Genomic DNA, 15,941 nt, shown 5'->3' with positions numbered 1-15,941 from the left:
TTTTTTATTCTTCCAAATATTTACCTGTTATACTGTTTTTATCTGTTGCAATCTCTTGGGGCGTACCTGTCGCAACGATTGTCCCTCCGGACAGACCGCCGCCGGGCCCCATATCGACTACATAGTCCGAATTGGCTATTATGTCGAGGTCGTGTTCTATGACGATGACGGTCGCCCCGTTGTCCACAAGATGGCGGAATACTTCGAGCAGTACACGTACATCGTCCGGGTGCAGCCCGATGGAAGGCTCGTCGAAGACGAAAACAGCGTCGTCCTGCACTTTTTTCATCTCGGAAGCGAGTTTCAACCTCTGAGCCTCGCCGCCGGAAAGGGACGGTGTCGCTTCGCCGAGCGTGAGATAGCCCAGCCCCAAGTTACGGAGAATTTCAAGACGTTCACGGACTCTCTTTATGTCCATCCATTTCAGGGTTTGCGCAACGGTCATACCCATCATATCCGGGAGCGACACCCCGTCCGAATATATTTTATCATTTTCCGGCATATCCCCGCCTTTGCACCGTTTCGGAACGTATCTTATCTTTTGTGCAGCCTCGGCATAACGCAGTCCCCGACAGTCCGGACATATTATATCGACATCGGGAAGGAATTGCACATCGAGCGAAATCTGTCCTGTGCCGTCACAAGTCGGACAACGCAGAACTCCCGTGTTATACGAGAAATCCGCCGTTTTGTATCCGGCTTCCTTTGCAGGGGAAAGGGCGGAGAAACTTTTTCGCAGTTCGTCGAGTACATTGCTGTACGTGGCGACCGTCGAACGGACATTTATTCCGATGGGGGTGGAATCGATGAGATTTACGCGGTGAATGCCTTCCGCCTCTATTGAAACGATATGTTCCGGTAGTTTCATGCCTTGAACGGATGCGTCCAATGCCGGTATGAGACTTTCCAGAATCAATGTGGTTTTTCCGGAACCGGAAACACCGGTTACTGCTACCAGCCGTCCTTTCGGTATCTTCAATTCAAGGGGACGGACGGTGTGGATAGCATCGGTTTTGAGCGTAATCGTTCCGTTTGCGAACATATCCTTTGCAGCCGCGTTGCGGTTGAGGGCTATGACTTTCCGTCCCGAAAGATAACCGCCGATTATCGAGGCTCCATTGTTTTCCAGTTCCTCGACCGAACCTTCCGCTATGACCTCTCCGCCCATTCGTCCTGCACCGGGTCCCATTTCGATAAGGTGTTCGGCGTGACGCAATGCCCTTATGTCGTGATCGACCATGACAACGGAATTGCCCTCGTCGAGAAGACCCTCAATGACGTGCATAAGCCCGTCTACATTGGCTGGATGCAGTCCGATGGAAGGTTCATCAAGTATAAACAATGCGCCCGTAGTACGGCTTCCTACCGCCTTGGCTAACTGAACACGCTGACGTTCTCCGTTGGACAATGTGGAAGCCGCCCTATCAAGAGAAAGATAGTCAAGTCCGAGGCGCATAAGGTTTTCGGCATTGCTCATGAACGACTGAGCGATACTTTTTGCCATATCACGGAGTTCGGGTGGCATTTGATCACGTATAGTCGGAATCCATTTGTAAAGTTCACCCAATGTCATGGCGGTAGCTTCGTCAAGGTGTTTGCCGCACAGGATTGTTGAGCGCGCCCGCTGGTTGAGCCGTGTGCCGTGACAAGCATGGCACACGGAGGTACGCATAAATTTACCGATACGTTCAAGATTAGTTTCCGTATTGGTCTGTTTCAACGAATATTCAAGAATTTTCCGGGCATTGTAGTATGTGAGATTAAGGTCAAAAGCCTTGCCGTTTTTGGCTATCCACAGCACCGGGACCTTCTTCTCCGGGCCGTTGAAGACAATATCACGTTCTTTTGACGTAAGTTCCGAGAACGGCACATCGGTACGCACCCCCAACTCCTTAACGGCTTTGGGCATACCGCCTGAAAACATACTGTTCCAAGGAAGCACCGCTCCCTCGTCTATCGTTTTGGATTCGTCGGGTACAATAAGCGAATCGTCAATCTCCATCACCGTTCCCGTACCATGACAAACATCACAGGACCCATTGGAATTGAACGAAAAGGATTCCGCACTGTATGGACCGAACACGTTTCCACAATTTGGACAAGTATATGGATTATCCAACGCTGTGTCCGTTGATGGCGGCAAATAGTATCCACAGTTCGGGCATTGATGAGATCCCAGTCGGGAAAACATAAGACGGATGCTGTTGAGCAGTTCGGATGTCGTGCCGAATGTGCTTCTCATGCCCGGAATACCCGGACGCTGGCGCAAGGCAAGAGCGGGAGGTATGTATTCGATTTCATCCACAAGGGCTTTTTCGCTTTGAGCGATTCGCCTTCGGGTATATGTCGAGAGGGCTTCGAGATACCTACCGGAGCCTTCGGCGTACAATACGCCCAATGCCAAGGAAGATTTTCCGGAGCCGGAGACACCTGCTATGGCAACCAGTTTGTCAAGAGGAATGTCCACATTTATATCTTTGAGATTGTGGACTTTTGCGCCTCTTATTTTGATTTTTGCCGGTTTTTCCCTTTCCTTTTTTATTTCGGTTTTGCAGCTCATAATTTTCATGTCTATTTTTGAGGGACAAAAATAGTGAAACGTATGAACTGTACCGTTGCACGAACAAAGCCGAAAATTTCACTTTTGCGGACTGTTGATGCTTTGCCGATATTGTAAAGGGGGCATGTCGGCATGTTTGCGGAAGAAGCGGACGAAATGAGAGGCGGAATCGAAATGCAGCCATTCCGCAATTTCGGTTACACTCAGTATCGTATAAGACAACAGCCGTTTGGCTTCCGCGAACAGTTTTTGGTGGATGTACGCTTTGGCGGTCGTGCCGAGCGATTGTCTGACTATTTTATTCAGGTAATTGGGCGTGATGCACAGTTTGTCCGCGTAATATTCCACCTCGTGCCGCATCATGTATTCCGCCTCTACTGAGTGTATGAATCCATTGATGTAACGGCTGGTGGAAATGTCGTTCATCGGTTGCCCGCTGTCTTCCACTTTTTCAGCACGGTTGAGCAGCACAAGTGCTTCATACAGCATCGCGCGAAGAATATGCTGGTCTTTGTCCGTGTAGTCATCTATTTCGGTCTTCATTTGCATCAACAAGGAGCGGAAGCGTTCGTTCAGCGATTCGCCGAAATGCAAAAACGGCGAAGTGCGGTTGGCTTGCAAATAAGCGAAACGGTCGAGGAAATGCGGGTCATTGAAGAACGAAAGCAGAAACGGTTCCTCGAAGATCAGCACCAACCCTTCGAGTTTCGGATCGGGTTGCCAGTGCCATATCTCTCCGGGACGCGAACAGATGACATCCTTCGCTTGAACGAACCGGGTATGTTCGTTTACCGTTACCTCTTCCCGACCGTCAGTAATGAGTATGATGCAGTAAAACGTTTCACGATGTACGGGATTGCGGCGAATTCCTGTCTTGATATAGTCAAGGTCGAGAACATCGATCAGAAGTTCGGTTCCGTACTTCCGTTTATGAAATTTATATAGCGGTATCTGTTTCATTATAAATCGGTTTCGGATGCAAAGATACCGAAAATGCAGTATATCCCGATTCAAGAAACTGGAAATATGCTGCATGATAGAAAAAATAATGGGGGATGAACCTTGGTAATGGCGAATAGGAAAGTTATACGACGTTTTGTTCCTAACTGCCGTAGCGGGTGTTCATGCGCTGGCGGATTTTGGCTGTCGGGTAAATGATAGTTATCTTTGGCGAGATGGGGCAAAGATGATTTGTTTTGTGTCTTTGGGATTGGGTTGTCAAAGTACACTTGGTGATTTGACGATTTTATTGAGTACCGAGCTGTTTTGTCCAAGAACATTAGATATCAGGGGCTTGTATGATTCTGCAGCTTAGTCCTTTGTAGTTATTGTTTCCATTATTATATGGTGCTATTTTGTTACTTTAACAGGGTATTTTATAATATAAATCAATGATTATATTATATATAAAAATTTATCATCGTATAAGAGCCTAATACCCCGACAGACATTCGTCTGTCGGCAGATATACAATGTTAGCAAGCGTATTTATAGTATTATTTGTACAATATTGAATGACTAAAATCAGTGATTACCGATAAACTCTAATCATGATAATAATACCCATTAGTTTTTATCTTTTTATTGCATAAAATTTTATATCTTTGCATCGGAAATATCGAAAACATTAAAGATGGACAAGCCCAAGAATCGAATAAAAGAGGTGTTGGAAGAGAAAGGCATCAAGCAAACTTGGTTGGCGGAAAAACTCGGAAAAAGTTTTTGTATCGTCAATTCTTATGTCTGTAACAGACGTCAGCCGAGTTTAGATGTATTGTTCGAAATAGCAAACATCTTACAAGTTAATCCGAAAGATTTAATCAGCAGTAAATAAGCCCAAACATATGAAATGATACGAAATTCTCAAAAACTCCGAATATGATCTTCTATTAGTTCACCCAAATAATATTCCTGATGAATATATTATTAGACACGAATATCATTATCCCATTGGAAGATACGAGTAGGATTCTTGACACTTCCTTTGCCGAACTGCGGAAATTATCTGTAGAACAGCAACATTGTCTATATATTCATCCGATACAGTTTGAAGATATCAATCGAGACAAGAATCAAGAAAGACAGAAAATCGTATTATCTCGATTAAGACAATATTCGCAAATAGAGAATCCTCCCATTCTTTCCGCTCAGGAGTGTTACGAGCTCGGTTTGTCACAATCTAATGACAACGACAAGGTAGACAATAATGTATTGTTCGCTTTATATCGTGGTGCCGTACACCTTCTTGTTACAAATGATGAAGGCATACACAAAAAAGCCTTACGTATTGGCTTGCAGGATAAAGTATATCGGTTAGAACAATTCTTGTTATTACTTCGGCGATATACGACTGTCCCGTTTTCTTTCGATTACACTGGTGTAAAAGAACGTTTTTTATATGAAATAAATAAGAATCAACCTTTTTTCGAGTCCTTGCGTCAATCATACGCTGGATTCGATCAATGGTTTCAGAAATGTGCCGCAGACAAGCGAAAATGCTGGTGTATCGAAAACGGAGATGGTAATGTTGCCGCAATCTGTATTTATAAACACGAACAGGATACTCAGCTAACCGATAACGGGGAGATTATTTCCGGACGGATCTTGAAACTTTGTACTTTCAAGGTTGACACAATGGCTCGTGGGAAAAAATTGGGCGAGCGACTGTTGTATATCGCATTCGATTATTGTGTAAAAAACAAGTTTGATTGGGTATATCTACATACGTTTGGAAAAGAACAGAAAACACTTGTAGGACTTTGTTTAGATTATGGCTTTTATTGTCTCGGTAAATATAAACAAGATGATGTTTATATCAAGCCAATGAAATTAATGGATGATAATTGCGGTAGTTTGGATTCTTTGATAAGGTATTATCCCTACTTCAGGGATAATGAATCCGTTCAAAAATTCATTATTCCTATTCAGCCGCAATATCATGAAGATTTGTTCCCGGACTTCAGTAGCATGAAAGGCTCTTTATTCGAGAAGGATCAATCGTTATATTCTTGTCAAGGTAATACCATAAAAAAAGCTTATTTATGTCATTCTCGAATCAAATCCATTCTGAAAGGTGATATTGTCCTATTCTATAGAAGCAAAGATCGCAAATCCATACAATGTATGGGTATAGTCGAAGACGTTTTGTCTTCAGAAAATATCGACGAAGTATTTCCTGCCATTGCCAAGAGAACCGTCTACAATTATTCGAATCTACAGCAGATTCTGAAGAAAAAGACGTTGGTAATACTTTTCCGGTATATAGCTCTTGACAAAGAAATATCCTATCAACAGATAGCTAAAGCTAAAGTTGAGGGATATATTCAAAGTATTAGAAAAATTGATAATCAACAATATTCAGCATTGATACATGAAAACTGAAACGATTATATTATCCATTCATCCAAGTCATATTGAAAAAATATTATCTGGGGAAAAGCAATACGAGTATCGCAAGCGTATTCCTGCGGATATACGACATATTGTTGTATATGCAACTGCGCCTATTAAAAAGATTGTCGCCTTGATTGAGATTGATTCTATTTTAAAGGGGACACCAGAAAGCGTGTGGGAAAAAACTAAAAAACATGCTGGTGTTTCCAAGGATTTTTTCATGTTCTATTTTGCCGACCATCAAGATTCTTATGCAATTAAATTTAAAACGGTTTTCAAATTAGAGACTCCGAAATCTTTAATGTGTTTGGATAATAATATTGCTGCTCCACAATCTTATACATACCTCACAGAGACAACAGAGGAATTGTGTAATAAATTAGGAATAAAGTGATTGAACTATGATAAACTTCGACGAATACATCCGCCAAGACGAACCGCAAAAACGGGAGAAAGGCTATGCGTGGCAGACTGCAATCGGCTTGCAGGCCGTCGATGGACTTAAACCATCCCACTATCTGATTGAAACCGCCCGAAAAGATATTGAGGGCGAAATTACGATTGACGAAGCAGAACAGCTCATAAAAAGCTACTACCAGTCGAAAGAAGCGCGTACACCTGAAGATGTGGAAATGCACGAGGCGGATACGGCATCGACCAACATTCGCCGACTTCTTACCGAAAAAACATTTGCGTTTACGCTTGTCGGACTGACATCGATTCATCGTCGGATATTCGATGGTGTATTCAAATTTGCCGGTCAAATACGAGATTACAACATCACGAAAAAGGAATGGGTACTTCGTGGAGATACAGTGCTCTATGTTTCTGCGCCCGATCTTCGCAAAGCGATTGAATACGACTTGGAACAGGAACGCCAGTTCGACTATTCAAAAGTGGACAGGAATGAATTAGTGAGCCACATAGTCAAGTTTGTGTCGGGACTATGGCAAATCCATCCGTTCGGCGAGGGAAATACCAGAACGACTGCCGTATTTACGATTCTTTATCTCCGCTCAATGGGCTTCGATGTAACGAACGACCTGTTCGCCAAACACTCGTGGTATTTTCGTAACGCATTGGTACGCGCCAATTACCAGAACGTACAAAAAGGCATTATGCGCAATTCCGAATACTTGGAACGATTTTTCCGCAATCTGTTATTGGGCGAAAATAACGAGTTGCGGAATCGGTATATGGTCGTAAATGCACCGAAAGAACTGGTTACAGAGCAAGCACAACATGATAACCGTACAAGTACCGAACAACCTACCGAACAAGTAACCGAACAAGTTCTCGCTTTGTTGTTCGCCTTGTCAAATGAACAATTATCGCTGAAAGGATTGATGGAGAAAGTCGGTTTGAAGCATCGCCCGACTTTTATAGAAAATTACATAAATCCTGCTGTCGAGACAGGTATCCTCAAGATTCTATATCCCGATAAACCCAATCACCCAAGGCAGAAATATTTGCTGACAGCAAAAGGGCTGGCCTTATATAATGATTTAAAGAAAAAACATTATATCTAATAGTTAGCCAATCGCAATTATATTACATTTACTAAAAGACATGAACTTATTTGATAAAGAGATATATACCATTAAAGACATTCAATATTTAATCGATAATGGGGTTGAAGAATCAATACACCTCGATTTCAAGGCCGCAGGTGCTCTTGCAAAAGATGATAAAAAGAAAAACGAGATAGCCAAAGATGTGTCGGCATTTGCCAATTCAGATGGTGGAATAATAATCTACGGAATAAGTGAGAGCGGACATAAGGCAGATTCATATTCGTTTGTGGATGGCGATGTTTTTACCAAAGAATGGTTAGAGCAAATTATAAACTCCAACATTCAGAAACGAATCAACAATATCAGAATCATTCCTCTTCGTCAAGATGGAGACATAAAACGGACTGTGTATATAGTTAAAATACCGAGAAGTAACAATGCTCCGCACATGAGTGGTGATAAACGCTATTATAAGCGTTACAATTTCCAATCGGTCATGATGGAAGAATATGAAGTCCGAGACTTATTCCACCGACATAATACCTCAACTTTATCTATTGTCGATTGGTCTTTATTCGATAATGGAGAAACATCGGACGGTAGATTTAGAAAATATAGTTTTGTCGTTCAGGTTCATAATGAAAGTCAAGTTACGGAATCATTATACAAACTTAACTGTTATATAAATAATCTCTATGTTTCCCGATATAATGTCAAATGGCGCTTAAATCAAGGACGTATTGATACGACTGAACTTTACGAGGATAGATTAAAAATATCCGATATGGGAACTTTACCATTATTTCCTAACGAGGCGATTGATATGATGAGAATTTATATTGAAGTTCCTGTTTCGAAGGCACGTTCATTTGTCGAAGAGACCAAGATTGAATTAGCACTTTTTTATGATAATGCTGTAGATACACGACATTTCTATGTCAGAAACTATATCTAAACCATAGTAATCTTCAAAAACCATCAGAAAACGCATTTTTTATTGACTGCTACATTCGGATACTATAATGCTGTCGAGCTATTGCCACCATACTTGATACAAGTTATTGAATGTAGCAATAGGATTACAAGTATGTTTATGCAGTAAAATGATAGAAATGGAGAATGCAGCGAAAAGAGAAAATATGCAATGGACTTTCATTCTTTCTTTCTTGGCTGTATATTTTTCGAGTAGTCAGATCGTGGAAATGCGTTGAAAATTCAGTTTAGTTTGTGCATTAGCCTTATATATGCTAAATCAAAGTAAACTATATTTAGGTAGGCATATTTGCCTTTCCATATGCCTATGGTTTTATAGAAACAACCACCATTGCGGAAAATGCAAATTTCAATGAAGATGTAAGACAGAGACCACTGCCCGTCCTTTTTCTTTTGGCTGCAACAATTCATGGATGAGCCATTGAACGATATTCTTCGGATGAGAAGTAGATATTCGGAAAACTACTTTAAGAGGCACTTTGAATGCAACCAAGTGCAAGGGATGAAACTAAGTGAAATGTGAAAAGCGGAGAATCGCTTAAATTATTGATTTTGTTTCTATGTTGTTCCTTTGATAAAATATAAAAAATGCTATTTTGCTGATATACAGTACATAGTGTATATATCTTATAACATTGTCCAGATTCTCTTTCATCGTTGTCAGTCCTTTGATAGCCTTCTCCGGTTTTCAGTTGTTCGCGATAGAATTCATGCTTGTCCAAATGGCGCACGTTGCGACCTTCAATGCTGTCGCCACGTTCAAGTCCGTATTTCTTGCCTATGGTCTCATACAGCGAGGTGTGTATGGCATGGAGGATGGCTTTGTGCTCACCACCGTTCTTTCCAAACTTTGCAGACCACATCACCCGATACTTTTTATTCTTGCCTTTCCTACCTATGGGAATGACAAGTGCATGGCAATGTGGCTATTTTTCGTCCAAGTGTACCTGAAAGCCAATGACGTTTTCCTTACCAAACTGGTCGCAGCACCACTTATATGAATCCAGCACCCAATACTCCACTTCACGGCAACGGCGCAGGTGGCTGTTGTCCGCTTCTTTGTTCAGGTTCACGATCTGGTTCCCGAACGCCATTTCAAGTGTCCGCTCATGGTTTCCTCTGATGATGAGCTTGGCACAGATGTTCGGCTGTATCTTACTGTCGGCCTTGAACGGATGATATTTCAGTTCGTCCAGCCGTTCCTGTATCCTCTCATCCAGCCGCTTGACCATATTAGCCTAACGGATGAATCTTTCCGTCACTGCCAATCTCAATTTTCAGGGCATCCGTGTCCTGTCGTAATTGTTGACAGGGGCTCTGTTGAGCTGGTATATCTTCCAGTCGTCCTAACGTCTTTCATTCTCGTTGGCCCCACTCAGGCTGAATTATTTTCCGTTTTCTATATGCAGGGCCTGTTTCTGTTCTTGTATCATATTTTTTCCTATCTTTGTCGCAGCAGCTTTATCATAATCTTTGCCGCATTCTGCGGTGCGTTCTTTTTCCCGAGTCTTGTGTCCACTTCTTTGTATCCGTCGAGCATTGGCCGGTGCATTTTTCCTTCCGGCAGAATCTGTTCAAGATGTTTCCGGATGTTGTCTGTAGTGAATGTATCGGCCACAAGCTCCGGCACAACCTCACGGTCGGCTATGAGGTTGACGAGTGAGATGTATTTCACTTTCAATAAATGCCGGCGCAGGAACGCAATGAGCTTCGGGACCGGAGTCTTGTAGCAGACAACCTGCGGTACTCCGAACAGGGCCGTCTCAAGTGTGGCTGTTCCGCTTGTCACCAATGCTGCTGTTGCTTGGCACAGCAGCTCGTATGTCCTGCCGTGGATTATTCTCACACCTGTTCCCTTGATGAATCCATTGTAATAATCTTCGGGTATGCCCGGCGCTCCTGCCACTATTGGCTGATAGCCTTCCGTGAATTTTTCTGTGGCTTTTATCATGTGCGGCAGGTTGTCTTTTATCTCCTGCTTCCTTGAACCGGCGAGAATAGCGATTACAGGTTTGTCGGACAATTCGTGTGTGGAGTTCTTTCCCGTAATGTTGTCAGCATTGCTTCTTTTGAGATACGTGTCTTTAAACTCCTCTACTTCGTCTGCTGTCGGATTGCCCACGTAATGGATGGGATAATGATGTTTTTGTTCGAAAAACTCCACTTCGAACGGCAGGATGGAGAACAACTCGTCCACATCGCGCCTGATGTTTTTTATGCGGTACTCTTTCCATGCCCATATCTTGGGTGATATGTAATAATATATGGGTATGCCGGTGTGTGCTTTTATGTATTTTGCTATTTTGAGGTTGAATCCTGGATAGTCTATGAGTATCAGGGCATCAGGTTGCCATTGAATTATATCCTTTCTGCACAGGCTCATGTTCTCCAGTATAGTGTTAAGATGGAGTAGCACCGGTATGAATCCCATATATGCCAGTTCACGGTAATGCTTTACGCAATGTCCTCCCACTGACGACATCATGTCGCCTCCGAAGAAACGGAACTCTGCTTCTGAATCTTCATCCTTTAGTGATTTCATGAGTCTTGAGGCATGAAGGTCACCGCTTGCCTCACCTGCTATCAGGTAGTATTTCATGGTTGTTCCCAGCTCTTTAAATGTTCAATCATTTGATAGTCTGTAATGTCTATCCTCGTAGGGGTGACAGCCACGTAACCGTGGCTTATAGTCCAACTGTCGGTGTCTTCTGCCGAAGGCTCGTCGTTGGTGTATTCTCCTGTCATCCAATAATAGTCGTATCCATGCGGATGGCGGCATTTCACAACCTCGTTGCCCCATGTCCCCTTAGCCATGCGGCATGCCTTTATGCCCTTGTAATGTTTGGTCACAGGAAAGTTCACATTCAGGCATATACCTTTTGGAAGTTTTTCTCCGAGTACTCGTTTTGTAATGTATTTTACGAATGGTGCCATTTTGGAGAAATCCGCATCCGGACTGTGGTCGCACAGCGAGAAGGCTACTGATGGTATATATTTCATGCATCCTTCCCTTACCACTCCCATTGTTCCGGAATAGTGGGTGTTTACGGATGCGTTGTCTCCGTGGTTGATGCCGCCGATTACCATGTCGGGTTTCTCTCCTTTGCAAATCTGGTCAAGCGCAATCTTTACGCAGTCGACAGGCGTGCCGTTGCACGCCCATATTTCAACGTTGTTTTGCCGGCTTTTGAGCTCGATGCGTAGAGGAGATGTGGCGGAGAAAGCACATGAAAAGCCGCTGCGTGCCGAATCGGGGGCACATACGATTATACGGCCGAACTCCCTTATCATCTCTACCAGGCACGAAAGCCCTTTGGATTGGTATCCGTCATCGTTGGAGATAAGTATCAATGGTCTCTTGTTTTCCATTCTTTTTTAAATTGTTTGAAGTGCAAAAGTACGAAAAAAGGTTTATAAATGGTATTTTCTCGCATAAAATCATTATCTTTGCCGTCAAAACAAAGGGATTAAACTGTTTGTCAAAATCAAAATGGGAAAAATCATTGCTTTAGCAAATCAGAAAGGAGGCGTGGGCAAAACCACCACCACCATCAATTTAGCGGCCTCGTTGGCTACATTGGAAAAGAGTGTATTGGTAGTCGATGCGGATCCACAGGCAAATGCGTCAAGCGGATTGGGGGTTGATATCAAGCAGGTAGACTGTTCTCTTTATGAATGTATAATAGACCGTGCCGATGTGCGCAATGCGGTTTATACGACGGATATAGACGGGTTGGATATCATACCAAGCCATATCGATCTCGTCGGTGCCGAAATAGAGATGCTTAATTTGCCAAACAGGGAGAAGGTGATAAAGAACCTCCTGGACCCCATACGTAATGATTATGACTATATCCTTATAGACTGCAGTCCGTCGTTAGGACTTATTACGGTAAATTCGCTGACTGCCGCCGATTCCGTAGTTATTCCCGTGCAGTGTGAGTATTTTGCTCTTGAGGGAATAAGCAAATTGCTTAATACGATAAAAATAATCAAGAGCAAGCTTAACACTCGTCTTGAGATAGAAGGCTTTCTGCTTACCATGTACGACTCCCGTCTCAGACTTGCCAATCAGATTTATGATGAGGTGAAGCGTCATTTTCAGGAGCTTGTGTTCAAGACGGTCATTCAGCGCAATGTAAAGCTCAGCGAGAGTCCGAGCCACGGCTTGCCTGTAATTCTTTATGATGCGGACTCGACAGGAAGCAAGAATCACCTCGCGCTTGCGAAAGAGATAATAAACAAGAACAAATAGTCTCCGTTTGTGCGAAACGCGATGTTATGACGGGCAGCACACAGCATGAAGATGTAAGAAATAACCAGATAAGAAATGGCAGTACATAAAAAATATGACAGGAATGTGCTCGGACGCGGGCTTGATGATATAGGCAACGGACGCGGGCTTGACGCCCTGATAGATACAGGGGAGGTGCGTACACAGGGCTCTTCCAACCTGAATGAAATACCTTTGTCACAGATAGAGCCTAATCCGAACCAGCCGCGCCGTGAATTTGACGAAGACGCTTTACGTGAGTTGGCGGTAAGTATAGCGGAGATAGGAATAATCCAGCCGGTGACATTGCGTCAGACGGCTGACGACAAGTATCAGATAATAGCGGGAGAACGCCGTTGGCGGGCATCGCAGATTGCCGGACTCACATCGATACCGGCTTATGTGCGTACGGTGGAGGATGAGAACGTCATGGAGATGGCTCTCGTTGAAAACATACAAAGAGAAGATCTTAATGCCATAGAAATAGCCCTTGCCTATGAGCACCTTTCCGAGACCACGGGAATGACTCAGGAGCGTATTTCGGAACGGGTGGGCAAAAGCCGTACCGCAGTGACGAATTACATGCGTCTTCTGAAACTTCCCGCGCAGGTGCAGATGGCTCTTAAAAATAAGGAAATAGACATGGGGCATGCAAGGGCGTTGTTGGCGCTCGACAGCCCCAGCCAGCAGATAAAGCTCTTTCACGAGATACAGAAGAACGGATATTCCGTACGCAGGGTGGAAGAGATTGTACAGATGTTGAAAAGCGGGGAGTCTGTGCTTGTCGGAAAGAAGACCATAAAGTCAAATACACGGTTGCCGGAAGAGTTTGATATATTGAAGAACCGTCTTTCTGACTTTTTTCATGCTAAGGTGCAAATGACATGTTCTCCGAAAGGCAAGGGAAAGATAAGCATATCATTTGCCAATGAAGAGGAACTCGAGAGAATAATGAATGCGCTTGACAAGGCAGGCAAATAATTCATGTAAAGCGGTGAGACAGGACTTGAATACTTTTTTTTATAGAAACAGTCTCGGAGTGGTGGTCATTGGTTGTATATTGATGGCTGCCACGCTTAATTGTCGGGCACAGGGCCATAATGATACGGTAACGCCTGTTTTTCTGACTTCAACAGACAGCATAGGGAAGGCTGTCGGCAAAGCTGATTCTATAGAGGTCGTGTCGACAGTCGGCAAGGAGGCGCTTTCCACAGCCTATGCCGATTCCGTAAGGCTTGTGGACAACATACACCGAAATATGGCGGCATGGCATCCTGACCCGCAGAGGGCGCTGTGGATGGCCTTGGTGTTGCCGGGGGCAGGACAGATATATAACAGAAAATACTGGAAGCTTCCTATCATATACGGCGGATTCATGGGATGTCTGTATGCCATGAACTGGAACAACATGATGTATAAGGATTATTCACAGGCCTATCTGGATATCATGGACGATGACCCCAATACAGCCAGCTACAATAAATTCCTTCATTTGGGGAAAAAGATAGACAGTTCGAATGAGGAAAGATACAAGCGGATATTCAAAAGCAGGAAAGACAGGTATCGCAGATGGCGTGACATGAGTTTCTTCTGTATGTTGGGAGTATATGCGTTGTCGGTGATAGATGCCTATGTAGATGCGGAACTATCCGAATTTGACATATCAAAAGACCTTAGCCTGAGAGTTGAGCCGGCGGTGATGACTGTTGACGGCCGGAAGTCGGTGACAAATATCGGGGCGGCGTCATTCGGATTGAACTGCAGCCTGCGGTTCTGACACCACCCTTATGCGGTATGATGGGAATCACCTTATTTTAATATAACACATACAATTCTTTAAAAAGACAATAGAGAATTTACAATGAATAAGAAAACAATCATTATAGCAGCGATGCTCTTTGTCGGAAACAGTGTCGTGCAGGCACAGACCGGCAATGATACAGATAAGGAAATAACGGTTAAAGACCAAAAGGGAAACGATGAGGTTATTGAGGTTCCCGAGGCAATGTCGTATGACCTTGACAGCCTGATGAACCTGTATATGTCCAAAACATATCTCAATGATGATAATGACTGTAATATGAAGGATGTGAATCCTGTGTTTGAGAAGGATGTGTATATAGACAGGCTAAGCCGGATTCCCGCGATAATGGAGATGCCTTATAACGATGTGGTGCAGAAGTTCATAGACCGCTACAGCGGCCGCCTGCGTCATTCTGTAAGCTATATGCTTGGCGCGTCAAACTTCTATATGCCTATTTTTGAAGAAGCCCTTGAGGCATACGGACTGCCGCTGGAGCTGAAGTATCTGCCTATAATAGAGTCGGCTCTTAATCCGAATGCCGTATCACGCGTGGGGGCGACAGGTCTGTGGCAGTTTATGCTGGCGACAGGCAAGCGCTACGGTCTGCAGGTGAACACGCTTGTGGATGAGAGACGCGACCCGATAAAGTCGTCTTATGCGGCGGCGCATTATCTCAGCGACTTGTATAAGATATTCGGTGACTGGAATCTGGTGATCGCGGCTTATAATTGCGGACCATCACAGATAAACAAGGCCATTCACCGCTCAAAGGGCGAGAAGGACTATTGGAAGATATATCCTTATCTTCCGAAAGAGACAAGGGGCTATGTGCCGGCGTTCATTGCCGCAAACTATATCATGACTTATTATTGTGAGCATAATATATGTCCGATGACTACACGTCTGCCGGATAAGGCCGATACGGTCATGGTCAGTAGGAACGTCCATCTGCAGCAGATTGCCGATGTTTGTAATATCGATATGGAACAGCTTAGGGCCTTGAATCCGTTATATAGAAAAGACATCGTTCCGGGAGCAACGGAAAAAGCATATATAAGGCTTCCTCAGACTGACGTGGGAAAGTTCATAGACCTTGAGGACTCTGTGTATAATTATAAGGCGGACATACTGCTTGGTGGCAAACGCGCGGTTGTAGAGGTCAGTGAAGATAATGTAAGCTCTACAAGAAGCTCTTCGGTGAAGAGCCGCAGGTCGCGTTCTTCCAGAAGCAGGACTTCCGGGGCGAAGACCATTACCATAAAGAGTGGAATGACATTGTCTGAAATAGCGAAGAAACATGGTACCACCGTAACCAAACTGAAAAAACTCAATGGCATAAAAGGTACAAGCATAAGGGCCGGGAAGAAACTTAGGGTAAGGTAGAAGACAAGCGTTAAATCATAA

General features: G+C 43.8%; 13 protein-coding genes and 1 pseudogene. 9 read left to right on the top strand and 5 right to left on the bottom strand.

Annotated features, from left to right (window positions below; all coding sequences use genetic code 11):
- Positions 1-4: 4 nt before the first annotated feature.
- Together HPS56_RS04315 and HPS56_RS04310 are read right to left on the bottom strand one after the other, a co-directional pair.
- Positions 5-2,560 (bottom strand): excinuclease ABC subunit UvrA, encoded by a 2,556-nt coding sequence (locus tag HPS56_RS04315; protein ID WP_172274422.1) that lies wholly within the window; start codon positions 2,558-2,560, stop codon positions 5-7.
- Positions 2,561-2,638: 78 nt separating this feature from the next.
- Positions 2,639-3,574, bottom strand: coding sequence for a helix-turn-helix domain-containing protein (locus HPS56_RS04310; RefSeq protein WP_172274419.1), 936 nt, complete (start codon positions 3,572-3,574; stop codon positions 2,639-2,641).
- A gap of 619 nt (positions 3,575-4,193) precedes the next feature.
- Between HPS56_RS04310 and HPS56_RS04305 the strand changes: the two genes are divergently transcribed.
- The 5 genes from HPS56_RS04305 to HPS56_RS04285 all read left to right on the top strand — a co-directional run bounded on the left by HPS56_RS04305 (position 4,194) and on the right by HPS56_RS04285 (position 8,422).
- Positions 4,194-4,394 (top strand): helix-turn-helix domain-containing protein, encoded by a 201-nt coding sequence (locus HPS56_RS04305; protein ID WP_102406608.1) that lies wholly within the window; start codon positions 4,194-4,196, stop codon positions 4,392-4,394.
- Positions 4,395-4,474: 80 nt separating this feature from the next.
- On the top strand, positions 4,475-5,941 hold the full coding sequence (locus HPS56_RS04300) for a GNAT family N-acetyltransferase (RefSeq protein ID WP_172274416.1): 1,467 nt from the start codon (positions 4,475-4,477) through the stop codon (positions 5,939-5,941).
- Positions 5,931-6,347 carry an ASCH domain-containing protein gene (locus tag HPS56_RS04295; RefSeq protein WP_172274413.1) on the top strand — a complete coding sequence of 139 codons (417 nt, stop codon included), beginning with the start codon at positions 5,931-5,933 and terminating at the stop codon, positions 6,345-6,347. The genes HPS56_RS04300 and HPS56_RS04295 overlap by 11 nt, the downstream gene beginning before the upstream one ends.
- A gap of 7 nt (positions 6,348-6,354) precedes the next feature.
- Positions 6,355-7,482 carry a Fic family protein gene (locus HPS56_RS04290; protein ID WP_172274410.1) on the top strand — a complete coding sequence of 376 codons (1,128 nt, stop codon included), beginning with the start codon at positions 6,355-6,357 and terminating at the stop codon, positions 7,480-7,482.
- 40 nt (positions 7,483-7,522) lie between these two features.
- Positions 7,523-8,422 (top strand): AlbA family DNA-binding domain-containing protein, encoded by a 900-nt coding sequence (locus tag HPS56_RS04285; protein ID WP_172274407.1) that lies wholly within the window; start codon positions 7,523-7,525, stop codon positions 8,420-8,422.
- A gap of 666 nt (positions 8,423-9,088) precedes the next feature.
- Here HPS56_RS04285 and mobV read toward each other — a convergent pair.
- The 3 genes and pseudogenes from mobV to surE all read right to left on the bottom strand — a co-directional run.
- A pseudogene (mobV, locus tag HPS56_RS13275) lies at positions 9,089-9,839 on the bottom strand (MobV family relaxase); the annotation flags it as partial.
- Between the two features lie 62 nt (positions 9,840-9,901).
- Positions 9,902-11,059, bottom strand: a complete 1,158-nt coding sequence (gene lpxB / locus HPS56_RS04275) for a lipid-A-disaccharide synthase (RefSeq protein WP_172274404.1) — start codon at positions 11,057-11,059, stop codon at positions 9,902-9,904.
- Positions 11,056-11,829 carry a 5'/3'-nucleotidase SurE gene (gene surE, locus HPS56_RS04270; RefSeq protein WP_172274401.1) on the bottom strand — a complete coding sequence of 258 codons (774 nt, stop codon included), beginning with the start codon at positions 11,827-11,829 and terminating at the stop codon, positions 11,056-11,058. The genes lpxB and surE overlap by 4 nt, the downstream gene beginning before the upstream one ends.
- A 121-nt stretch (positions 11,830-11,950) precedes the next feature.
- On the opposite strand from surE, the gene HPS56_RS04265 reads away from it, so the two are divergent.
- The 4 genes from HPS56_RS04265 to HPS56_RS04250 all read left to right on the top strand — a co-directional run bounded on the left by HPS56_RS04265 (position 11,951) and on the right by HPS56_RS04250 (position 15,920).
- Positions 11,951-12,715, top strand: coding sequence for a ParA family protein (locus tag HPS56_RS04265; RefSeq protein ID WP_172274398.1), 765 nt, complete (start codon positions 11,951-11,953; stop codon positions 12,713-12,715).
- A 75-nt stretch (positions 12,716-12,790) separates the two neighbouring features.
- Positions 12,791-13,714: a ParB/RepB/Spo0J family partition protein gene (locus HPS56_RS04260; protein WP_172274395.1), complete on the top strand. Its 924-nt coding sequence runs from the start codon at positions 12,791-12,793 to the stop codon at positions 13,712-13,714.
- 82 nt (positions 13,715-13,796) lie between these two features.
- Positions 13,797-14,510, top strand: a complete 714-nt coding sequence (locus HPS56_RS04255; RefSeq protein ID WP_369800272.1) for a DUF5683 domain-containing protein — start codon at positions 13,797-13,799, stop codon at positions 14,508-14,510.
- A gap of 84 nt (positions 14,511-14,594) precedes the next feature.
- Complete coding sequence (locus HPS56_RS04250; RefSeq protein ID WP_172274390.1) at positions 14,595-15,920, top strand: lytic transglycosylase domain-containing protein; 1,326 nt, start codon at positions 14,595-14,597, stop codon at positions 15,918-15,920.
- Positions 15,921-15,941: the final 21 nt, after the last annotated feature.

It is taken from the genome of Xylanibacter muris (genome assembly GCF_013166605.1).
GTDB lineage: Bacteria > Bacteroidota > Bacteroidia > Bacteroidales > Bacteroidaceae > Prevotella > Prevotella muris.
The sequence above is the reverse complement of the archived record's forward strand: the minus strand, read 5'-3'. Positions and strand labels throughout refer to the sequence as shown.

Excerpts from the sequence above, each read along its gene's own strand:
- HPS56_RS04315 (WP_172274422.1), bottom strand. The coding sequence starts at position 2,560 with ATGAGCTGCAAAACCGAAATAAAAAAGGAAAGGGAAAAACCGGCAAAA.
- HPS56_RS04305 (WP_102406608.1), top strand. The coding sequence starts at position 4,194 with ATGGACAAGCCCAAGAATCGAATAAAAGAGGTGTTGGAAGAGAAAGGC.
- HPS56_RS04300 (WP_172274416.1), top strand. The coding sequence starts at position 4,475 with ATGAATATATTATTAGACACGAATATCATTATCCCATTGGAAGATACG.
- HPS56_RS04295 (WP_172274413.1), top strand. The coding sequence starts at position 5,931 with ATGAAAACTGAAACGATTATATTATCCATTCATCCAAGTCATATTGAA.
- HPS56_RS04290 (WP_172274410.1), top strand. The coding sequence starts at position 6,355 with ATGATAAACTTCGACGAATACATCCGCCAAGACGAACCGCAAAAACGG.
- HPS56_RS04285 (WP_172274407.1), top strand. The coding sequence starts at position 7,523 with ATGAACTTATTTGATAAAGAGATATATACCATTAAAGACATTCAATAT.
- lpxB (WP_172274404.1), bottom strand. The coding sequence starts at position 11,059 with ATGAAATACTACCTGATAGCAGGTGAGGCAAGCGGTGACCTTCATGCC.
- surE (WP_172274401.1), bottom strand. The coding sequence starts at position 11,829 with ATGGAAAACAAGAGACCATTGATACTTATCTCCAACGATGACGGATAC.
- HPS56_RS04265 (WP_172274398.1), top strand. The coding sequence starts at position 11,951 with ATGGGAAAAATCATTGCTTTAGCAAATCAGAAAGGAGGCGTGGGCAAA.
- HPS56_RS04260 (WP_172274395.1), top strand. The coding sequence starts at position 12,791 with ATGGCAGTACATAAAAAATATGACAGGAATGTGCTCGGACGCGGGCTT.
- HPS56_RS04255 (WP_369800272.1), top strand. The coding sequence starts at position 13,797 with ATGGCTGCCACGCTTAATTGTCGGGCACAGGGCCATAATGATACGGTA.
- HPS56_RS04250 (WP_172274390.1), top strand. The coding sequence starts at position 14,595 with ATGAATAAGAAAACAATCATTATAGCAGCGATGCTCTTTGTCGGAAAC.